The following is a 15,670-nucleotide window of genomic DNA, read 5'->3' as shown; positions in this document are numbered from 1 at the left end:
TGCCGGATGGCAGCCGTCAAAACTTGTGCGACGATTCGGGTATGTCTTGCTTTATGACCGACCCGTCGAACGCGCACGAGATCGGCGCGGTCGCGCACGGTCCGTTGGTGCTGACTCGAAACGAGGGCATCACGGTCGCTCTGCGTTCGATCACGGCCTACTCACGCGGACTCGAAATCGCCGTCACGGTCGTCGGCCGCGGAATCCATGCCGAGGCAATCCAACGTCAATACACCGCGCCCGCGGTCACAGATCCGGAGACCGGCCGGAGTCGCCCCGGACAGAAGCGCGATCGACCCATGAAACTACGTGCACTCGACGACCCGATCCTGCAGCCGGTGCTGCGAGCCGATAGCCAAGGTTGGTACAACACAATGGATCTGTATCAACGCGAGTACCTGTACGAGATCTCCGACCTGCCGAACACTCGCCACCTTCCGCTGATCGCCGAGTGGCCCGAAGTCGGCCTCAACCCGGCGACGACCGATCTGCTGCTGCCCGAGCCGGCCGCCCTGGCCGCGTCGATCATCCCACTGACATGACACGAGCAAGAAGACCATCGAAGAACATGCTCATCGGCGTCCATGCGGGAACTGCACAGATGGGTAGGTGGGAACTGTGAGCTTCGAATACTCGACCTTCGACGAGGCGATCCGCAGTGAGCGACCAGTCGTGTTGCCGGAGACTCCGGACCTGAACCGAACCGGCAGCGCGCTCATCTGGCTCTCGGGCGTCCACGTCTATTCGTTCGGAGTGATTCTCCATGTCGCAGCTCTGACCGAGCAGTCGGATTATGGCCTCGCGCTGAACGATTACGACATGGCCGACCGGTGGTCGGACGAAATTGCACCGATTCGGTTCGGGATCGAGTTCTCGGACGGCACCGCCATAGCGTTGGACCGCGCCGCGCCCGCCGGGACCGTCTTCGAGGTCCGGCGCAGTTCGGGCAATCCCGGTTCACTATGTGCCACCGTGTTTCTTCGTCCCATACCTCCACCCGGGCCCGTTCGGATCATCACCGCCATCCCGAAGCTCGGCGTCTCCGAGGCCGAAGCCAGCATCGATGGCCAACAGATCGTTTCGGCCTCGGAGAGTGTGGAGCGCCTGTGGACCACCACGCCACGGACATCGCGCGGACTGGGCGGAGCAGGGCTCCGCGGCGGCACCTGGTTCAGCCGCTGGGACTGAAGACTCCGCGACTCGCCGACGATGGAATTCGTGCCTTGCGGTCGGAGATCGTGACGGCGATGGGGTCAGCGTTCATGTAGATCGCACCAAGTTGGGCTCCACGCTGCGTGTTCCGACACCACACTCGAAACCGCGGCACGTCCGGTTCGCGAACCGTATCTCCGAACTGGGGCAGTACGACGAGTCCTGACTTACAACACATCCGGTGAATATCTGAATATCTTGTGTCGCAATATAATTCGCTAACGCGTGTTGGACCCGTCTGAGGCTAGCGCAGCGGGCGAACGCGAGCTCTTCTCGTCAGTAGCGGTAGGAGACTTCTGCAGGTGTTCTCCGTCGTGGGGCAGCCGGTTGGAACGTCGCGGCAATCGCTCCGACGGCGGCGATGGGAAGAGCGAAGATGAGCAATTCTGAGTAGGAGTCACTGGTGACGCTCAGTAGCCCTACGACGAACAGACCGAGGAGGACGACGACGGCGAGCCAGGATATCGACTTTCGCATTGCGATGGCCGCCACCGCGGGTGGCGTTGCGAGTAAAAGTCCGACACCGACCAGTGGCCATACGCCCAGCACATCTATCGCTCGATCACCACATTGGTAGGAACTGCCCTCGGCGATTTTCGAGCATGACATCGACACATCGAGCATTGTCAGCGATGCCGCGTTCCACGCGGTGAATGCCAGCGCGGCCACGGCCAAAGCCCACCACACTGCTCTCGCCATGCCAACAGCCTAACCTTCACGTGCGGCGAGACCGAGCCTCAGCGTCGAGCGCGACTCCACGGAATCGCGATGGTCCGGCTACCGGCGGCGCTGCAGGTCTACGGAAAGTCCCAGTAGAGTTCGCCGCCCTCGACGAAAGGAACCCATCCTTTGCACGGGTTGCTGGTCTCGAGGGAGTCTGCGACGTCGTGCAGCATCGCTCCGATCGAGGGCCAGCGCATGGTGCCTTCGTCGACGACGTCATCGCTCGCGAACCCCACGACGCATCCTGCGGCGTCCCCGTCGCGAGTGTCGACGACGAGTCGGCAGCGGGTGTCGTCCGACGCAATCGGGATGAAGCCGGGAAGGTAGGTGAACGCGGTCGTTCCGGCAGGATCTACCGTCAGCTGCCGACCTTCGATCTCTTCCAACGCTGTGGTGGAGTCCGCCCAAATCCCCACGAGGCTACGCCAATCGACGACGAGCTCCGTAACAGTCATCGGCCTATGACCCGGCAAAACCTGAGGGAAGGCGCGGCCCTGTTCGCTACCGTTGTGCAGAGCGAACCACTCCCTCAACTCTGGCGTCCATGTCCGACCCGTCGCACTCTCGGCGTCTCGAACAGTCCTGAGATCGGAGGGTGGGTTGAGTCCAGCGGCTGTGGCGGGCGCGTACGCGTCGCACCAAGAAAGAAGTCGCGCCCACTGGTCCGCAAGCTGCGTCATGGACCGATCGTAATGGCAGAGCAAAACACGCCTCGAGTCATCCGGGTGCGTCATTCGTGCGAATTCGAGAAGCGATCCTTCGAGGTCGCGACGAACCCTTCGTATCCGCCGATACCGAGTGAGTCCAAGGCCTACAGCCACACGATTGCGGAACTCGGTGAATGTCGCTGTCAGCCTGTCCACGTCCACGTCAATTGGCCGTCGACGACGTCTGGACTCCAACCGCCAGCGAACGCACGGGTGCCATCCAGAGCGTCTGCGAGGTCCGCCAGTAGGGCACTCAGGGACATCCATTGGGGTCCCGAGTTGTCGGCGAACGTTTTGTCGAACCCGCTGATGCAGCCGTGCAGAGATCCTGGCCTGGTGTCGACGAACAAGAAATTTCCGTCGACTCCTGCGAACGGAATGAACTCACGTAGCCATGTATTTGCGACGACCCCCGCTGGCTGATCAACTTCGTCGCCGCTGAACTCAGCCCACACTTCCAACTCGACTTGCCGCTCATCGACAACACGGTCGAGATCGAACAGCTCGTGCTCGGGGAGCAAGTTGATCCACTGTTCCATGGGAAATCCGTTGACAAGGGCGAAGAAGGTGCGAAGCTCTTCGGGCCAGTCGGCCTCGGTACGCGTGGCCGTCTCGTTGACAGCATCCGGCATCGCCTTCGGAATGTTCGGTGATGCGAGATGCCCACCGAGCCACTCTTCGATTCGGCACCACTGCTCTACTACTGAGCTCGCAGGTGTGGCGTACCGCGTGGGACCATGCGCGGCGAGAGGGACGGTTTCAGGCGTAGGCAGTGGGGATCGATCCCGTTCGTTCTCGATGGCCGCCTGGATCATCCGGGCCATCTCGTCGTCGGTTACGTTCTCGTCGCCGAACGGCACCGAATAACCCCGCTCCCCGTCGATTCGGACTTTGCCGAGCATGCTGATCAGCGTTTCCGGCTGAGGGCGAGCGAGCGAGCGGCCTGCAGTGATTACCTGTTCTATCGCGGATCTACGATTCGGTGCGTCGCCGCTCAGGGACCGATTTTGTCCACGTGCGGCGTCCCACACTGATGCGAACCATTCCATGTGCTCAGCCCCTCAACTTTCACGATCTGAATTGCGGCAGCATCCACTACATGGGGACTCCGCCTGTCCTAGCCCTAGGAGATTTCCTCCCGGCGCGATGCACGGTGCCCCGGGAGTGGTGGGTTGAGGCCGGCTGCGGTCACTGGCGCTCGTTTGCCGCCACGAGACTATGCGCGCCCACTCGTCGGAGAGTTGGTGCATAGGCGAACCATAGCCGTGCAATACGGCCACGTTTCGAGTAGGTCGACGGCCGTTGGACGGCCGTATCGTAGGCTTCTGTCAGCTATGCGCTTTCGCGACCTGATGCGGCGTCTACCCTTGGCCGCAGAGGGATCCGATATCGGCCACAATGGTTCGGTCGTGCGGGTCGACCCATTGCGCACCGGTTTCGCTGGCTTGTGCACTCAACAGATGCCGTCCCTTACTCGGCCACTGCACGAACTCGTACCCAGCCAGGTCCGTTTGCACTGTCTCCGCAACCCACGCGGCCGCGTCTGCGTACGACGCATCCATCGACATACCCTCGCCGCGATTGAACCCGCCGATGCCATCGACACTTCCCCAACCGATACCTACGTAATAATCGGAGTTGATCTCGAACTCCCACACCAGGCGATCCAGTGTGACCTCGCGTCCCACCCGACAGCACCTCAAATCGCGGGCGACCGCATCGAGCGCACGCATCCATGCCTCGGGCGGCTCGAACTCAGGATTACCCATCGACTGACCTCCACCCGGGTAGAGAGGAAATCGCCAGACCAGACTGTCGTACCGCATCCAGTCGAAAAGGCTGTGCATCAGTTCCTTTCGTTCGATCTTCCTCACTATGCGCTCAACAGCTCCCAACGCGATAGACCGTCGCGGGAGTTCTACCAACGCAAACGTGGCGAGAAGCGATCGGCCGTCCACGCGCTGATCGCCCTGGCTCGCCGCCTCGTCGACGTCGTGTGGGCGTTGATCCGCGATGATCGCGAGTGGACCCGCACCGTTCCAAGTCCCGGGGACACCCACTCTGCACCGGTAGCCGCATGAGCTGGTAAAGGTCGGGCACTCAGTCAGCTGGTCACCGTTGTCGCGGGGGACTGGTTCCTGCACTGTCACTTCGAATGCCCGGAACCGTCGGTAAGAGTGAAAGAGACCTTCCTCGTCGACGACACCGGCCACTCCACGAAAACACTCGAACGGTGTCCGGCGACCGCGACTAACTTCTTATCTGCCAGTCGAGTTCGCCATCGGTGACGGACGGCAGCCACATGCGATCGAAGACGGTCTGACCCGCAAGGCTGTCGGCGAGGTCTGTCAGCATGGAACTGATGGACACCCACTTGGGGCCGGCCTCGTCGTTCGATTCGCGGCTGTATTCGGCGACGCACCCGTGCATCGGACCCGGGCGGGTGTCGACGAACCAGAAGTATCCATCCAGTCCAGCGAACGGAATGTACTGCTGGATGAAGGCGTAGGCCGGTGTTCCCGCGGGTTGCGCCGACGCGCTCGCGTCGACCATCTCAGGATCTTCGGCTGCCAACCCCGCCCAGACCTTGGACATCGATCGGCGTGCACCGTGAATCTGTTCGACGGTCAGCAATGCATTCAGCGGCAGAAGTCGATAGGGCGCACCGGAATACAGCTCGAGGAACTCGACGAGCTCGTCCGGCCAACCGTCGATGCCCGTCAATTCCTGTGTCGGCATACGATTGTCAGCTGTGTAGTCGGTGTTCACTGTCAGCCAGGATTCGACGTCGTGCCACGCCTCGCGTACCGAGCCTGCGGGCGTGGGGCTCAGTACCGGGATGGCGTCGATCTCGCGTTGACGGCGTTCGCGTTCGGCATCGGCGGCGGCGATGGCATCGTAGGCGGCGGTGATTCGAGCGACGATGTCGTCGACGCTGAGATTCGGGTCGGTGATTCCCTGGACCTGGGTGTGCTTTCGGTTTACGTGGAGTGCGGTGCGGTCGATGAACGGGCCCGGCTCTTGGGCCATGTAGGCCCGGGCCTTGACGACCATGTCGTGCAGGGCGGCCTCGTGTGTCTGCGAGCGACCCGCCAGAGGCACCGGACGATTGGCCGCCGTGAAGACGCTGATGCGCCAATCGAATTCGCCGATGTCGTCGCGGTCGGGCCACTGCGATGAAACGATCGTCACTGAAGCTCTCCTGGTCTCTGTCGAATCCGGCGTTTCAATCCTATGGTGATGACGCTAGCCGCCGAACTCAACCTGCTCGCGATCGAGCGGATACTGCACATCCGCCGATATTCAAGCGAGATGTTGGCGTGCTCGATTCATAAACCCGATGCTCGAATCCGTGAGCAGCCGTACCTCTATAGTCGGCCAATGACTAGTTCGCGAAAGAATGTCCACCACTGACCGGCTAGAGGAGTCGCTGCAGGTCTCGCAAGCAGTGAGCTCAGCCCACCAGAACGAAATCAGCCGGTTTCGAAACTGGGTGCAACGAGCAATCATCGCCGGGTTCCGCTCCGAAGATCGGATCGCTGCCCCCGATCGCCTCCGCGGGCCGTCAGTCGTTGATCGCTCCACCACCGTCTCCGTCCGTCACAGTTTTTCGCCGACCGGGCGGGACCTTGCCTCACCCACACTGATATCTCCAAGATTCTTTCGCATCGAGGTACGAAGCTCGATCTCACCAGGACTAAACCCGGCGTCGACGGCACCCACGGTGACCTACTCAGAGGCTGAAGGGTGGCTCCGTGCAGCACTAGGCCCACACTGGGCCGACTACGCGTACCACCTCGTCAGCGGATCGCCCGTGAATTTCTACGAGCCGGCTTCATCGGTGAGGTTCGCGGTCATCATCGACTCGGCTGGCAGCCCGCTGCTCGCGCCGACTGACCTCGAATGGCCCAAGTTCACCAAGCAGGACGATGTGGCCGTCCGCAAGATCGATCCGCATCCGCAGAATCGTGTCTTGATTGCGAATCTTATTCGCAATGGCCCTTTCGATGTTCCGAGTGGCAAGCAGGCACGTGGGATCATCCGCGACAAGCAAATCGATCTCATTGTCATGATGAACCGGCCCGAACCATCATCAATCCCTGCGTTTCGAGCGTTGGTGTCTGCATTGAGAACGCCAGCCAGGGTCGATAGCCGCTTCCTACCTCTGGCCGCGACCCTCAATGGCACTACTGGTTTGGTCGAGTTTCGGCGGGAGGGCCACGAACAGGTGTTCCATGAAGCGTTCCCTGTTCCAACGTACGAGCATCTGACTACCGTGCCGTCCTCTTCCGAATCGTGGACTGCTCGATTCGGGTTTCCCTCGATGTCCATTCCTGCAACACCGCGCACGTGGGCCGCGGGACTTTGTGCCCACTGGCGCGAGGGGGTTGCTTACGGAGGGCTTGGTGCGCCCATCGACCGAAAGCCAAGCTAGAGCTGGTGTTTTGGCCACCGGACTGGAGAATTCTCAGCCTAGTAGCCTGCTAATGCCGTTCTTGTCGGACAACTGACGTTCGGGTATGCACGCGTCGGTAAGCAGCCGACTTCTCGCGGTTCTGACACTGCAGGCTGCAATAGCGTCGCTGTTGATTGCGCCCGCGGTCGAGGAACAGTCGGTCGCAGGAGCGACCGGTGCAACGACCGATGCGGGATGCCTGATCAGTGCTGTAAGCAAGTGCGAGGGCGGTGTAGATTCCGCCGGCCCAGCCGTCCGCGAAAGATGCTGTGCTCGTGTGGAAGTGAAGTACGCAACCGTCAGGGCCATTGTCGACATACGGGGTGACATCGAACTCGGAGAGCTCGTTGTTGATCTTTTCGATGGCCGTGTCGTGATCGCCGGCGGCGATGCGGTGCAGCAAACCGTCGAGTTGTTCCGCGAGTTCTGCAACGTCGCTCCAGTCGCAGGCGATGTCGGGGGGTTGGTAGTGGTGAGTTTCGAAGATCCGCGCGGGACCGGTGTTTTGGCCGCCAGGTAGTAGTGTCGCGGCGGCGTGGGCGTTCGCTAGCTTCACTGCTACGGCAATCCGTTCGAGAACGTCACTGTTGAACGTGTCCACGGGGCCTCCCTACGCTCACTGGTCATGGACTTTACATCAGTGACGGCGACGCCGATCGTCTCTGTTCACGGAACCGATCGTCGTACACCGCGGGCCGAACTCGCCCGGATGTCTAGGGCGTTGGAGCGATATCCCGAGGTGGCCACCGATCCACTTGCAGCCGTGACTCTCTTACAGGGCAGCGTCTGCTCGAAGCTGGGAAAGCAAGCGACACTGTTCATGCCGACCGGCAAGATGGCCCAGCAGATCGCCCTGCGCGTGCACGCCGACCGAAGATCGGGAAGACGCTCCTTCCTCGCGCACCAGACCAATCACCTGTCCGAGTGGGAGGACGAGAACTATGCGGTGCTGCACGACATGCACGCGCGGTTGGTGGGTGACCGGAACGAACTGATGACGACTGTCGACCTACGCGCCGGCCTCGGCGAGGAAGCAGCGACGGTGGTCTGGGAGCTACCGCAACGTGAACTCGGCGGGGAACTGCCTTCGTGGACGGACCTGCAGACCCAGCTGTCCTATGCCGCAGCGGCGGGCGTCGCCACACATCTCGATGGGGCGAGGGTCTGGCAGACCACGCCCTTCTACGCCCGGCCTCTCGACGAGATCTGCGCCGGCTTCGACTCGGTGTACGTCTCGCTTTACAAAGACCTCGAAGCGCCGCGAGGCGCGGTCCTGGCCGGAGACGAAAACTTCATCGCCGCAGCCCGTACGTGGCGGCACCGCTTGGGCGGCACCGTCGACGAAGCGTGGCCCCTCGCACTCCTCGCTCTCGACGGAATGGAACGGGCGTCAGCTGCGATGCCCGCGTACGTAGCGCACGCAAAGACCGTCGCAGCCGCAATCATGGAACGGACACCGGCCACGATCCGACCGGACCCACCCCACACAGCGATGTTCCACCTCCATCTGCCCATCGCACCAGCCGCCGCCCGGTACGCGCAACAACAACTCATCGAGGACGGTCACCCCCGGCTGGGTCTGCGCATCCGTACGAGCCCGAACCCGGTGCAGTGCTCGATCGAGTGCTCCTTCGGTGAAGCGTCGCTGGCTCTGGACTCGACTCTGATCGCCGACACAGTGAAGAAACTGATCGACCTCGCGAGACCCTGACGTCCATGCAGCGCGAAGGCAATTACATCTACGTCAACTCTGTGTGGGAAGGTCGACGAGGCTTCCCCCGTACAGGCCGGTAAAGGTATGCGCTTCGTCGGAAGCCAATGCCAGCTTTTCCGCGGCCACGTTGCCGACTCGGCGCGCGCGTCTGACACGGTCACCACGCCGGTGTCGTTGTGCCGAAGGATCACCGAGTCGTCGTCCCAGTCGATCGAGGCGGCGCGTACATCGAGGGGTCCGTGGGCGGCGATGATGTCGAGGTCGGCGTCGATCGGAAATGACTCGTGCTGCACCCGCCGCTGAAACTCATTATCGAGCATCTGGTCCTGCGTCAGCGACGCTACAAACCACGGCCTCACCGTGCCAGTTGTAGAAGCCCGGATCAGCAGCGCCGTCACCGCGCCCACCGACCCCGATCCTGAGTTCGTCACCGGCGCAACCACAATCGCCACGTTCTCGTCGATCACCACCACCGGCGCTCCGCCCAGACCCACGGATCGATCGGATTCCGATGCCGTTCCGAACGTGTCGTCGAAATCGCCCGACAGCAGCTGCTCCAGCAGTGGGCCCGTCGCGCGGCGCGCCACCGCCCACCGATCCCCACGCGCGATTGCCTCAACCAGGATGCTGACGTGGGCGACCATTCCCCCACGGCCCGTGGCCGCCGCGAGCCGGTTCACAGTCACAGTGCGGTCACCGATCTTCGTGTCGCGGTCGCGCCTGCTCGTCGACCACACTGCGAGCGGGGTTGTCACTGGTGGCGTGTGCCTCGCGGCCGGTGACGCCGGCGCCTTCGGGTGGGTGTGCGTACCAGCCGCTAAGACCGTCCGTAGCCATGGGCGCGCGAACCCCCGACCAGCCGATAGAGCGTGCTTCGGTGAGGATGTCGCGTTCGACACCAGCACGTTCAACCGGGAATTGGCGCCACCGAGCGAGGAGCCCCTCAACGAGTTCGAGAACGGTGACTTCGGGGCCGCTGCCCGGGTGTGCCCGCGGAGCGGCAGGAACATCGCTCCAGATGTGCGCCCCGATCACAGGATGAACGAACCCATCTGCAATACGCGCGGACATCATCCTGCTGTGCGCTCTCGCCCCGGCAGCACGTGCGCCGTCCCCACGATCACCACCGAGACGGGTGAACAATTCCTCCGCAAGTCGGTACTGGTCCTCGTTGATGCGCGACCCATCCGCAACGCGCTCATCTCCGGATTTGAACGGTGTGAAACGTGAGAGCACGTCCGCCACCACGTCGGCGGCGTCGGGAGGTATCAGTGGCGGCACCAACGTGAGGTCGCCGTGCACGGCCGACATGTAGCCCAAGCTAGCGATGGGAAATCTGCTCCAGTCGCTCTCCCCCACCGCTACGGCCGTGGCGGCAAAGACGAAGTTGTCGAACAGATCTCGGTGCACCGGCGGTAAGCGACGCATCGCGTTCGCGTCGGCCAACGAGACACCGTCGTAGATGAATTGTTCGAGGATTCGACCCTCTACTTCTTGCAACCACATATGAAAACCCGCGAACTAGGAGGACCGTTAGACGAAGCCGACGGGCGCGGGTCACCGAACGCCAGTAAACACGCCCGGCCATTTCTCCACAAGCCACGGCCCGAGGCGTCGTGGTCAGCTCGCCCTCGTCAGTTGCCGCGCTGTTGCCTTGGTGGTGGCAGGCGAATCAAAGTCCGGGCGCGGGCGGGTTCACTCTGTCGCTCTCAGGCGTGACGGGATCGGTGGGAGTAGTCCGAAATGGCCTGTAGGTCCACCTGAGTGAGTCGCCCTTGCACGGTTCACTTGCGTTCGATTGCAAGTTTCAAAAAGATGAGTAAGTGATGACTGGAGCGTCCACAGGCGTCCATCGGCTACCCGGCGGGGCGAATCCGGCGCACAAATCGCAGGTCAGCAGCGTGGCAGCCCGAACCTGACTCCCAGTATTTGCGATTGAGAGTCAATTCTCCGAAACGCCCTCCGCCGCTTGAAAACCAGCAGGTCACAGAGTTGTCCATTCTTGCCAAGCTTGCGGTCGCCTACACGCACCCGGACAACAAAAAGTGCCCCTGACCAGCGTTTAAGCTGTTCAGGGGCACTTGCTGTGCGCCATCAGGGATTCGAACCCCGGACCCGCTGATTAAGAGTCAGCTGCTCTAACCAACTGAGCTAATGGCGCCGATCCGCACCGCGTGTTCTCTGCGGTGCGGGAGAAACATTAACAGCAGATGCCGCCAGATGTGAAATCGGCTGGTCGGAGCGCCTGTCGTGTCAGTTGAAGATCCTGCGAACCACGAGAACTGCCACCACTGCGCCCACTCCGAGGAGGGTGAACTTCACTGCCGGCTCGTTGAGCTTGGCCACCACGGACTGCTTGGTGTTGGCGACGATGTTCTTGGGGCTGGCACGGACGCTCAGCTCGTCCAGGGTGCTGGCGAGCTGATTGCGAGCGGCCTCGATCTCGCGCTCGATTCGGTCGGTGTCCTTGGCCACGTGTCCTCCAACTTGTTGCAAATAGTCTCGGTCGCAGTCGAGCCTAGAGCACGGCGATATTTCGATACTCTCGTGCGGTGACCGAATACAGCAAGCTCGAGCCGGGCGACACCGCTCCGGCGTTCACCCTGCCCGATGCCGACGGCAACGACGTCTCTCTCGCCGACTACGCAGGCAAGAAGGTGATCGTGTACTTCTACCCCGCCGCGAGCACCCCGGGCTGCACCAAGCAGGCCTGCGATTTCCGAGACAGTCTCGCCGAGCTCAACGGCGGAGGCCTCGAGGTCATCGGCATCTCCCCCGACAAGCCGGCCAAGCTCGCCAAGTTCCGCGACAAGGAAGAGCTGACGTTCCCGCTGCTCTCCGACGAGGAGAAGACGACCCTGCAGGCGTGGGGCGCATTCGGGGAGAAGAAGAACTACGGCAAGGTCTACGAGGGAGTCATTCGCTCCACGTTCCTCGTCGACGAGGAAGGCAAGATCGAGGTGGCGCAGTACAACGTCCGCGCCACCGGCCACGTCGCCAAGCTCCGCCGCGATCTAGCTGTCTGACCCTGCGAGCCGCTGCAGGAACAACGCCTCGGCGACGGCCATCTTCTGGATTTCCGTCGGGTCCACGCTCTCGTTGGGAGCGTGGATCCGGCACCGAGGTTCCTCGACGCCCATCAGCACGATCTCGGCGTCCGGCAGCACCTGAGCCAACGCGTTGCACAGCGGAATCGACCCGCCCTGACCTGCCGTCCCCATGGGATGCCCGAAGGCCTCCGCCAACGCTTCGGACAGCGCCGCGTAACCCGGCCCATCGGTTCTGGCCCGAAACGGCGACCCGATGGCCTCACGCTCGACGGTGACGCGCGCATTCCATGGCGTACGCGCCTCCAGATGAGCCACCAACGCATCCTGAGCCCGCTGCGGATCCATCCCCGGCGGCACCCGCAAATTCAGCCGTGCCGACGCACGAGGCGAGATCGCCGCAGCCGACCCCACGACCGGTGGGCAGTCGATCCCCAGGATCGTCAGAGCAGGCCGCGCCCACACCGCCTCGGCCACCGAACCCGAACCCGCCAGCCCGACGCCATCGAGCACGCCGGCATCGGCACGGAACTGCTCGGCGTCGTACTCGACCCCGTCCCAGGTCTGCGTTCCGTCCAGTCCGTCGACCACGGTGTCGCCCTGCTCGTTCCGCAACGTCGAGAGCACGTACACCAACGCGGCGAGAGCATCGGGCGCAGGCCCGCCGTACATGCCCGAGTGCACCTCTCCGGCAAGGGTTTCCACATGCACCACCACGTTGGCGATACCGCGGAGCGTGGTGGTGACCGTCGGCAAACCCACCTTCGCGTTGCCGGTATCGGCGATGACCACCATGTCTGCCGAAAACAGTTCGGGGCGCTGCTCCACGAGCGCTTCCAACCCGCCGGTGCCCATCTCCTCCGAACCCTCGCAGACGATCCGCACGCCGACCTCGAGCGACTCCCCCAGCGCCCGTAGCGCCAGCAGATGCATGATCACGTTGCCCTTGCAGTCCGCCGAACCCCGCCCGTACCAACGACCGTCCCGTTCAGTCAGATCGAAAGGCTCACTGTCCCAAAGTTTTCCGTCACCCGGAGGTTGAACGTCGTAGTGCGAGTACAGCAGAACGGTGGGCGCTCCTGCCCGAGCCGGCCGTGAACCGACGACGGCCAGTGAGCCGTCGATCGTCTCGATCAGCTGGACGTCGGGAATGCCTGCGTCGACGAAGGCCCGTTGCACCCACTGCGCCGCACCGGTGCATTCCTCGGCCGGAAACTGCCGTGGATCGTGCACCGAGGTGAAGCGGACCAACTCTGACAACTCGGATTTCGCTCGGGGCATCTGCGATGCGATCGCAGATCGAACGTCGACGGGTCGCGGATCGGCGGGCATGAGTCCTCCAAACGAGAAAATGACAGACGGGCCGTAGCCAGTCTGTCATCACTCGTCTCGAGAACGATTCACCGTCAGCGGCCGGAGAACTCCTGATGAATCCACTCACCGGTCTGCTGCCAGTGCCGATCCCACGCTTCCTGCTCGAGCTGTTCGGGCGACTTGCCCGGCTCCGGAACGGGAACAGGAACGGTGAACTGCGGAGGGGCCACCGTGGTCGGTGACAGTACCGGCTGCGGGGCCGCCACAGCCTGACGCGGCGGTTCCTGCGTCGCCCACGCCTCGGTCGTCGGTGCCGGCTCGACAACTGTCGATGGGTCCATCGTCGGAGGAATCGTCTCGGGCGGCGGCGCAATCGCCGGCACCGGCGCAACTACTACCGCACCCGGATCGGACGTCGTCGGATCCACCTGCCTGGTTGCCCCCGCCAGATCCGCACCGGCATCGCGTCGATCGACGACCTGCTCGGCGGTCGTCTCGGATTCACCCGGCAACGTCGCAGCGACCGCGACACCTGCGGAGAGCACTCCGGCCAGCAGCACTGCGGCGAACACGAGTTTGCGCCCGGAGCCTCCCGACCGGGCCGGCTTCGTGCCGATAGCCGAGGGCGCTGCAGGCACCGGAAGCGGCACTACCACCGTGTCGAGATCCGTATCCTTCGCTACCTCGACGGTCTCCTCGGGCTCGGAGTCGGCAATGTCGGCGTCGGACTGGTCGGCCTGGTCGACTGCCCCGACCTCGGTGTCGGCGGCCCCGTCCGGCTCCGAATCATCGGTCGCCGCCTGCGCGGTGGCAACCGCAGCCGGCTCGTCCTGGTGTGCCAGCAGCGCAGCTCCTCGCGCCGCGACCTGGTCCGCGTCACCGACGCGCACCACGGGTACACCGAGTCCGAGAGACAGGATGTCCACCAGGTCTCGATTGCTCGACGAATCACCGAAGAGGGCCACGAACTCGGGCTTCTTTCCGGACTGATCCACCACTTCCCACGCCAGTGGGATGGTGCTGCCGATGCGCTCGGGCGACATCGAGTCCAGCGCAGCGGTCTTGGCCGGGGTGATGGAGGCGTGCGCTGCGTCGGCGAGAGAGATGGAGACGCCCGTGTCGCCCATGTAGTAGAGAAGGACGGTGTTCGCGTCGGCGAATTCCTTCGACGTCGCGAGCCAGCCGAGGAATGCCTCGGACGCGGACGACAGGACTGCGGGATCGTCGCCGAGAGCGGCTGCGAACTCGGCGCGCTCGTCCTCGGTTCGGTACACCACACCCACTGCGTCCACGCTTGCATGAAGCTCTGCCGCCTCGGCGAGCATCGTCTCGATCGCTGTCGTAAGAACCGAGGCCGCATCGGGATCGAGCGGGGTAGTCCGATCGGCGAGTATCTCGCCGGACGTCGGCTCGACAAGAATTGTCTGCATCGAGCCAGATTCGATCGCTACACCAATAGTTGCCATGGCAGTCTCCCTGTGCTCAGGGTGGAGGCACCCGACCATGAACGTCATCCAGCGGATCCGAACGACGATCACCCTGCACGGAATTTGATTCTGTTACCTGAACCATACCTGTTGACGGTTAAATTGGTCCGAATCGGCCTTGGAGTTTGTCACAGTATGGGGAACCAGCAGTTGTCGTCGACCCCAGGTTTCTTCCATACCTCCAGCTGAAACACGCGTGTCCGACCCCGAAACCGGAACCGGTGGGAGTGACCTACCGGACCGTTGTGGATAACGAGCACCCGCGCCGGATAGCCTGACCGGGTGGAATCCTCTGCTCGTGCCCAGTCCTCGCGCCGTCTCGACGCCGCGCTCGAGTCGACGGCACAGACACAGGAACTGAGGCCACGACGACGACCCACCCAGGAACGCAGCCAACGGAAGTTCGACGCACTGCTGCAGGCCTCACGCGAGTTGCTCAGCGATGTGGGTTTCGAGTCGTTCACCTGCGAGGAAGTCGCGTCACGCGCCGAACTGCCGATCGGCACGCTGTACCAGTTCTTCGCCAACAAGTACGTCATCGTCTGCGAGCTCAACCGCCAGGACCTCGTGGGGGTCCAACAGGAACTCGCCGAGTTCGACGGCGAGGTCCCGTCCCTGGACTGGGTGCGGTTCCTGAACAACTTCGTCGACCACATGGCCGGCATGTGGATGACCGATCCGTCGCGCCGTGAAGTGTGGCTCGCCATGCAATCGACACCGTCGACGCGCGCAACCGGGGTGATTCACGAGCGGGAGTTCGCCGAGCAGGTCTCGCGCATGCTCGGACCGCTCACTCCGCGCACGCCACGGCACCGCCGCAACCTCATGGCTCAGGTGTTGGTGCACATCGTCTACTCGATGCTCAACTTCTCCGTGCAGGACGGCCAGAGCCACGAGGACGCCGTCGCCGAGCTCAAACGCATCATGATGGCGTATCTGCTCGTCGCCGAGAAGGAGAGCAGGCGTTCCGGCGGCTCGACGAACGAGAGCGAACCAGCCTGAGCAACCCG

General features: G+C 63.0%; 16 protein-coding genes, 1 tRNA gene and 1 pseudogene. 7 read left to right on the top strand and 11 right to left on the bottom strand.

Translation table 11 applies throughout. The annotated features are described in order from the left end of the window. Positions 1 to 53 precede the first annotated feature (53 nt). Entirely contained in the window at positions 54 to 542 is a 489-nt protein-coding gene (locus CH291_RS18935; RefSeq protein WP_094688364.1) for a hypothetical protein, read from the top strand. A gap of 76 nt (positions 543 to 618) precedes the next feature. After that, on the top strand, positions 619 to 1,188 hold the full coding sequence (locus tag CH291_RS18930; RefSeq protein WP_143545954.1) for a hypothetical protein: 570 nt from the start codon (positions 619 to 621) through the stop codon (positions 1,186 to 1,188). Positions 1,189 to 1,488: 300 nt separating this feature from the next. Here the strand turns inward: CH291_RS18930 and CH291_RS18925 are convergent, their stop codons facing one another. The 4 genes from CH291_RS18925 to CH291_RS18910 form a co-directional block, all read right to left on the bottom strand. Beyond that, entirely contained in the window at positions 1,489 to 1,911 is a 423-nt protein-coding gene (locus tag CH291_RS18925) for a hypothetical protein (RefSeq protein WP_094688362.1), read from the bottom strand. Between the two features lie 98 nt (positions 1,912 to 2,009). Further along, a complete protein-coding gene (locus CH291_RS18920) occupies positions 2,010 to 2,390 on the bottom strand; it encodes a hypothetical protein (protein WP_143545953.1) in 381 nt (126 codons plus the stop codon). A gap of 395 nt (positions 2,391 to 2,785) precedes the next feature. After that, positions 2,786 to 3,544 (bottom strand): SMI1/KNR4 family protein, encoded by a 759-nt coding sequence (locus CH291_RS18915; protein WP_179276607.1) that lies wholly within the window; start codon positions 3,542 to 3,544, stop codon positions 2,786 to 2,788. Positions 3,545 to 4,003: 459 nt separating this feature from the next. Next, positions 4,004 to 4,330, bottom strand: coding sequence for a hypothetical protein (locus CH291_RS18910; RefSeq protein ID WP_256980906.1), 327 nt, complete (start codon positions 4,328 to 4,330; stop codon positions 4,004 to 4,006). A gap of 189 nt (positions 4,331 to 4,519) precedes the next feature. Here CH291_RS18910 and CH291_RS27275 point away from each other — a divergent pair. Then, a pseudogene (locus CH291_RS27275) lies at positions 4,520 to 4,723 on the top strand (IS110 family transposase); the annotation flags it as partial. A 169-nt stretch (positions 4,724 to 4,892) separates the two neighbouring features. Here CH291_RS27275 and CH291_RS18900 read toward each other — a convergent pair. After that, on the bottom strand, positions 4,893 to 5,834 hold the full coding sequence (locus CH291_RS18900; protein ID WP_094688359.1) for a hypothetical protein: 942 nt from the start codon (positions 5,832 to 5,834) through the stop codon (positions 4,893 to 4,895). Positions 5,835 to 6,456: 622 nt separating this feature from the next. Here CH291_RS18900 and CH291_RS18890 point away from each other — a divergent pair. Then, a complete protein-coding gene (locus CH291_RS18890) occupies positions 6,457 to 7,077 on the top strand; it encodes a hypothetical protein (RefSeq protein WP_143545952.1) in 621 nt (206 codons plus the stop codon). A gap of 49 nt (positions 7,078 to 7,126) precedes the next feature. On the opposite strand, the gene CH291_RS18885 is transcribed toward CH291_RS18890, so the two are convergent. Further along, entirely contained in the window at positions 7,127 to 7,699 is a 573-nt protein-coding gene (locus CH291_RS18885; RefSeq protein WP_094688356.1) for a CGNR zinc finger domain-containing protein, read from the bottom strand. Between the two features lie 24 nt (positions 7,700 to 7,723). Between CH291_RS18885 and CH291_RS18880 the strand changes: the two genes are divergently transcribed. Then, the gene (locus CH291_RS18880; RefSeq protein ID WP_094688355.1) at positions 7,724 to 8,809 is read left to right on the top strand and encodes a threonine aldolase family protein; all 1,086 of its coding nucleotides are present in this window, start codon (positions 7,724 to 7,726) and stop codon (positions 8,807 to 8,809) included. A gap of 696 nt (positions 8,810 to 9,505) precedes the next feature. Here the strand turns inward: CH291_RS18880 and CH291_RS18875 are convergent. The 3 genes from CH291_RS18875 to CH291_RS18865 form a co-directional block, all read right to left on the bottom strand. Then, positions 9,506 to 10,318 carry a hypothetical protein gene (locus CH291_RS18875; RefSeq protein ID WP_094647464.1) on the bottom strand — a complete coding sequence of 271 codons (813 nt, stop codon included), beginning with the start codon at positions 10,316 to 10,318 and terminating at the stop codon, positions 9,506 to 9,508. A gap of 581 nt (positions 10,319 to 10,899) precedes the next feature. After that, positions 10,900 to 10,973: transfer RNA gene (locus tag CH291_RS18870), tRNA-Lys, on the bottom strand. Between the two features lie 92 nt (positions 10,974 to 11,065). After that, positions 11,066 to 11,287 carry a DUF3618 domain-containing protein gene (locus CH291_RS18865; RefSeq protein WP_032375974.1) on the bottom strand — a complete coding sequence of 74 codons (222 nt, stop codon included), beginning with the start codon at positions 11,285 to 11,287 and terminating at the stop codon, positions 11,066 to 11,068. 77 nt (positions 11,288 to 11,364) lie between these two features. Here CH291_RS18865 and bcp point away from each other — a divergent pair, with 77 nt between their 5' ends. After that, positions 11,365 to 11,838, top strand: a complete 474-nt coding sequence (gene bcp, locus CH291_RS18860) for a thioredoxin-dependent thiol peroxidase (protein WP_094688354.1) — start codon at positions 11,365 to 11,367, stop codon at positions 11,836 to 11,838. On the opposite strand, the gene CH291_RS18855 is transcribed toward bcp, so the two are convergent. Next, a complete protein-coding gene (locus CH291_RS18855) occupies positions 11,827 to 13,191 on the bottom strand; it encodes a dipeptidase (RefSeq protein ID WP_094640365.1) in 1,365 nt (454 codons plus the stop codon). The genes bcp and CH291_RS18855 overlap by 12 nt on opposite strands. 74 nt (positions 13,192 to 13,265) lie before the next feature. Next, on the bottom strand, positions 13,266 to 14,603 hold the full coding sequence (locus tag CH291_RS18850; protein ID WP_094688353.1) for a hypothetical protein: 1,338 nt from the start codon (positions 14,601 to 14,603) through the stop codon (positions 13,266 to 13,268). A gap of 339 nt (positions 14,604 to 14,942) precedes the next feature. Here CH291_RS18850 and CH291_RS18845 point away from each other — a divergent pair, with 339 nt between their 5' ends. Next, positions 14,943 to 15,662: a TetR/AcrR family transcriptional regulator gene (locus tag CH291_RS18845; protein WP_094688352.1), complete on the top strand. Its 720-nt coding sequence runs from the start codon at positions 14,943 to 14,945 to the stop codon at positions 15,660 to 15,662. The last annotated feature ends 8 nt before the right edge of the window (positions 15,663 to 15,670 follow it).

Source organism: Rhodococcus sp. 14-1411-2a (genome assembly GCF_002259485.1).
GTDB lineage: Bacteria > Actinomycetota > Actinomycetes > Mycobacteriales > Mycobacteriaceae > Rhodococcoides.
Note: the sequence above shows the minus strand (reverse complement) of the source record. Positions and strands in the feature narration are given on the sequence as shown.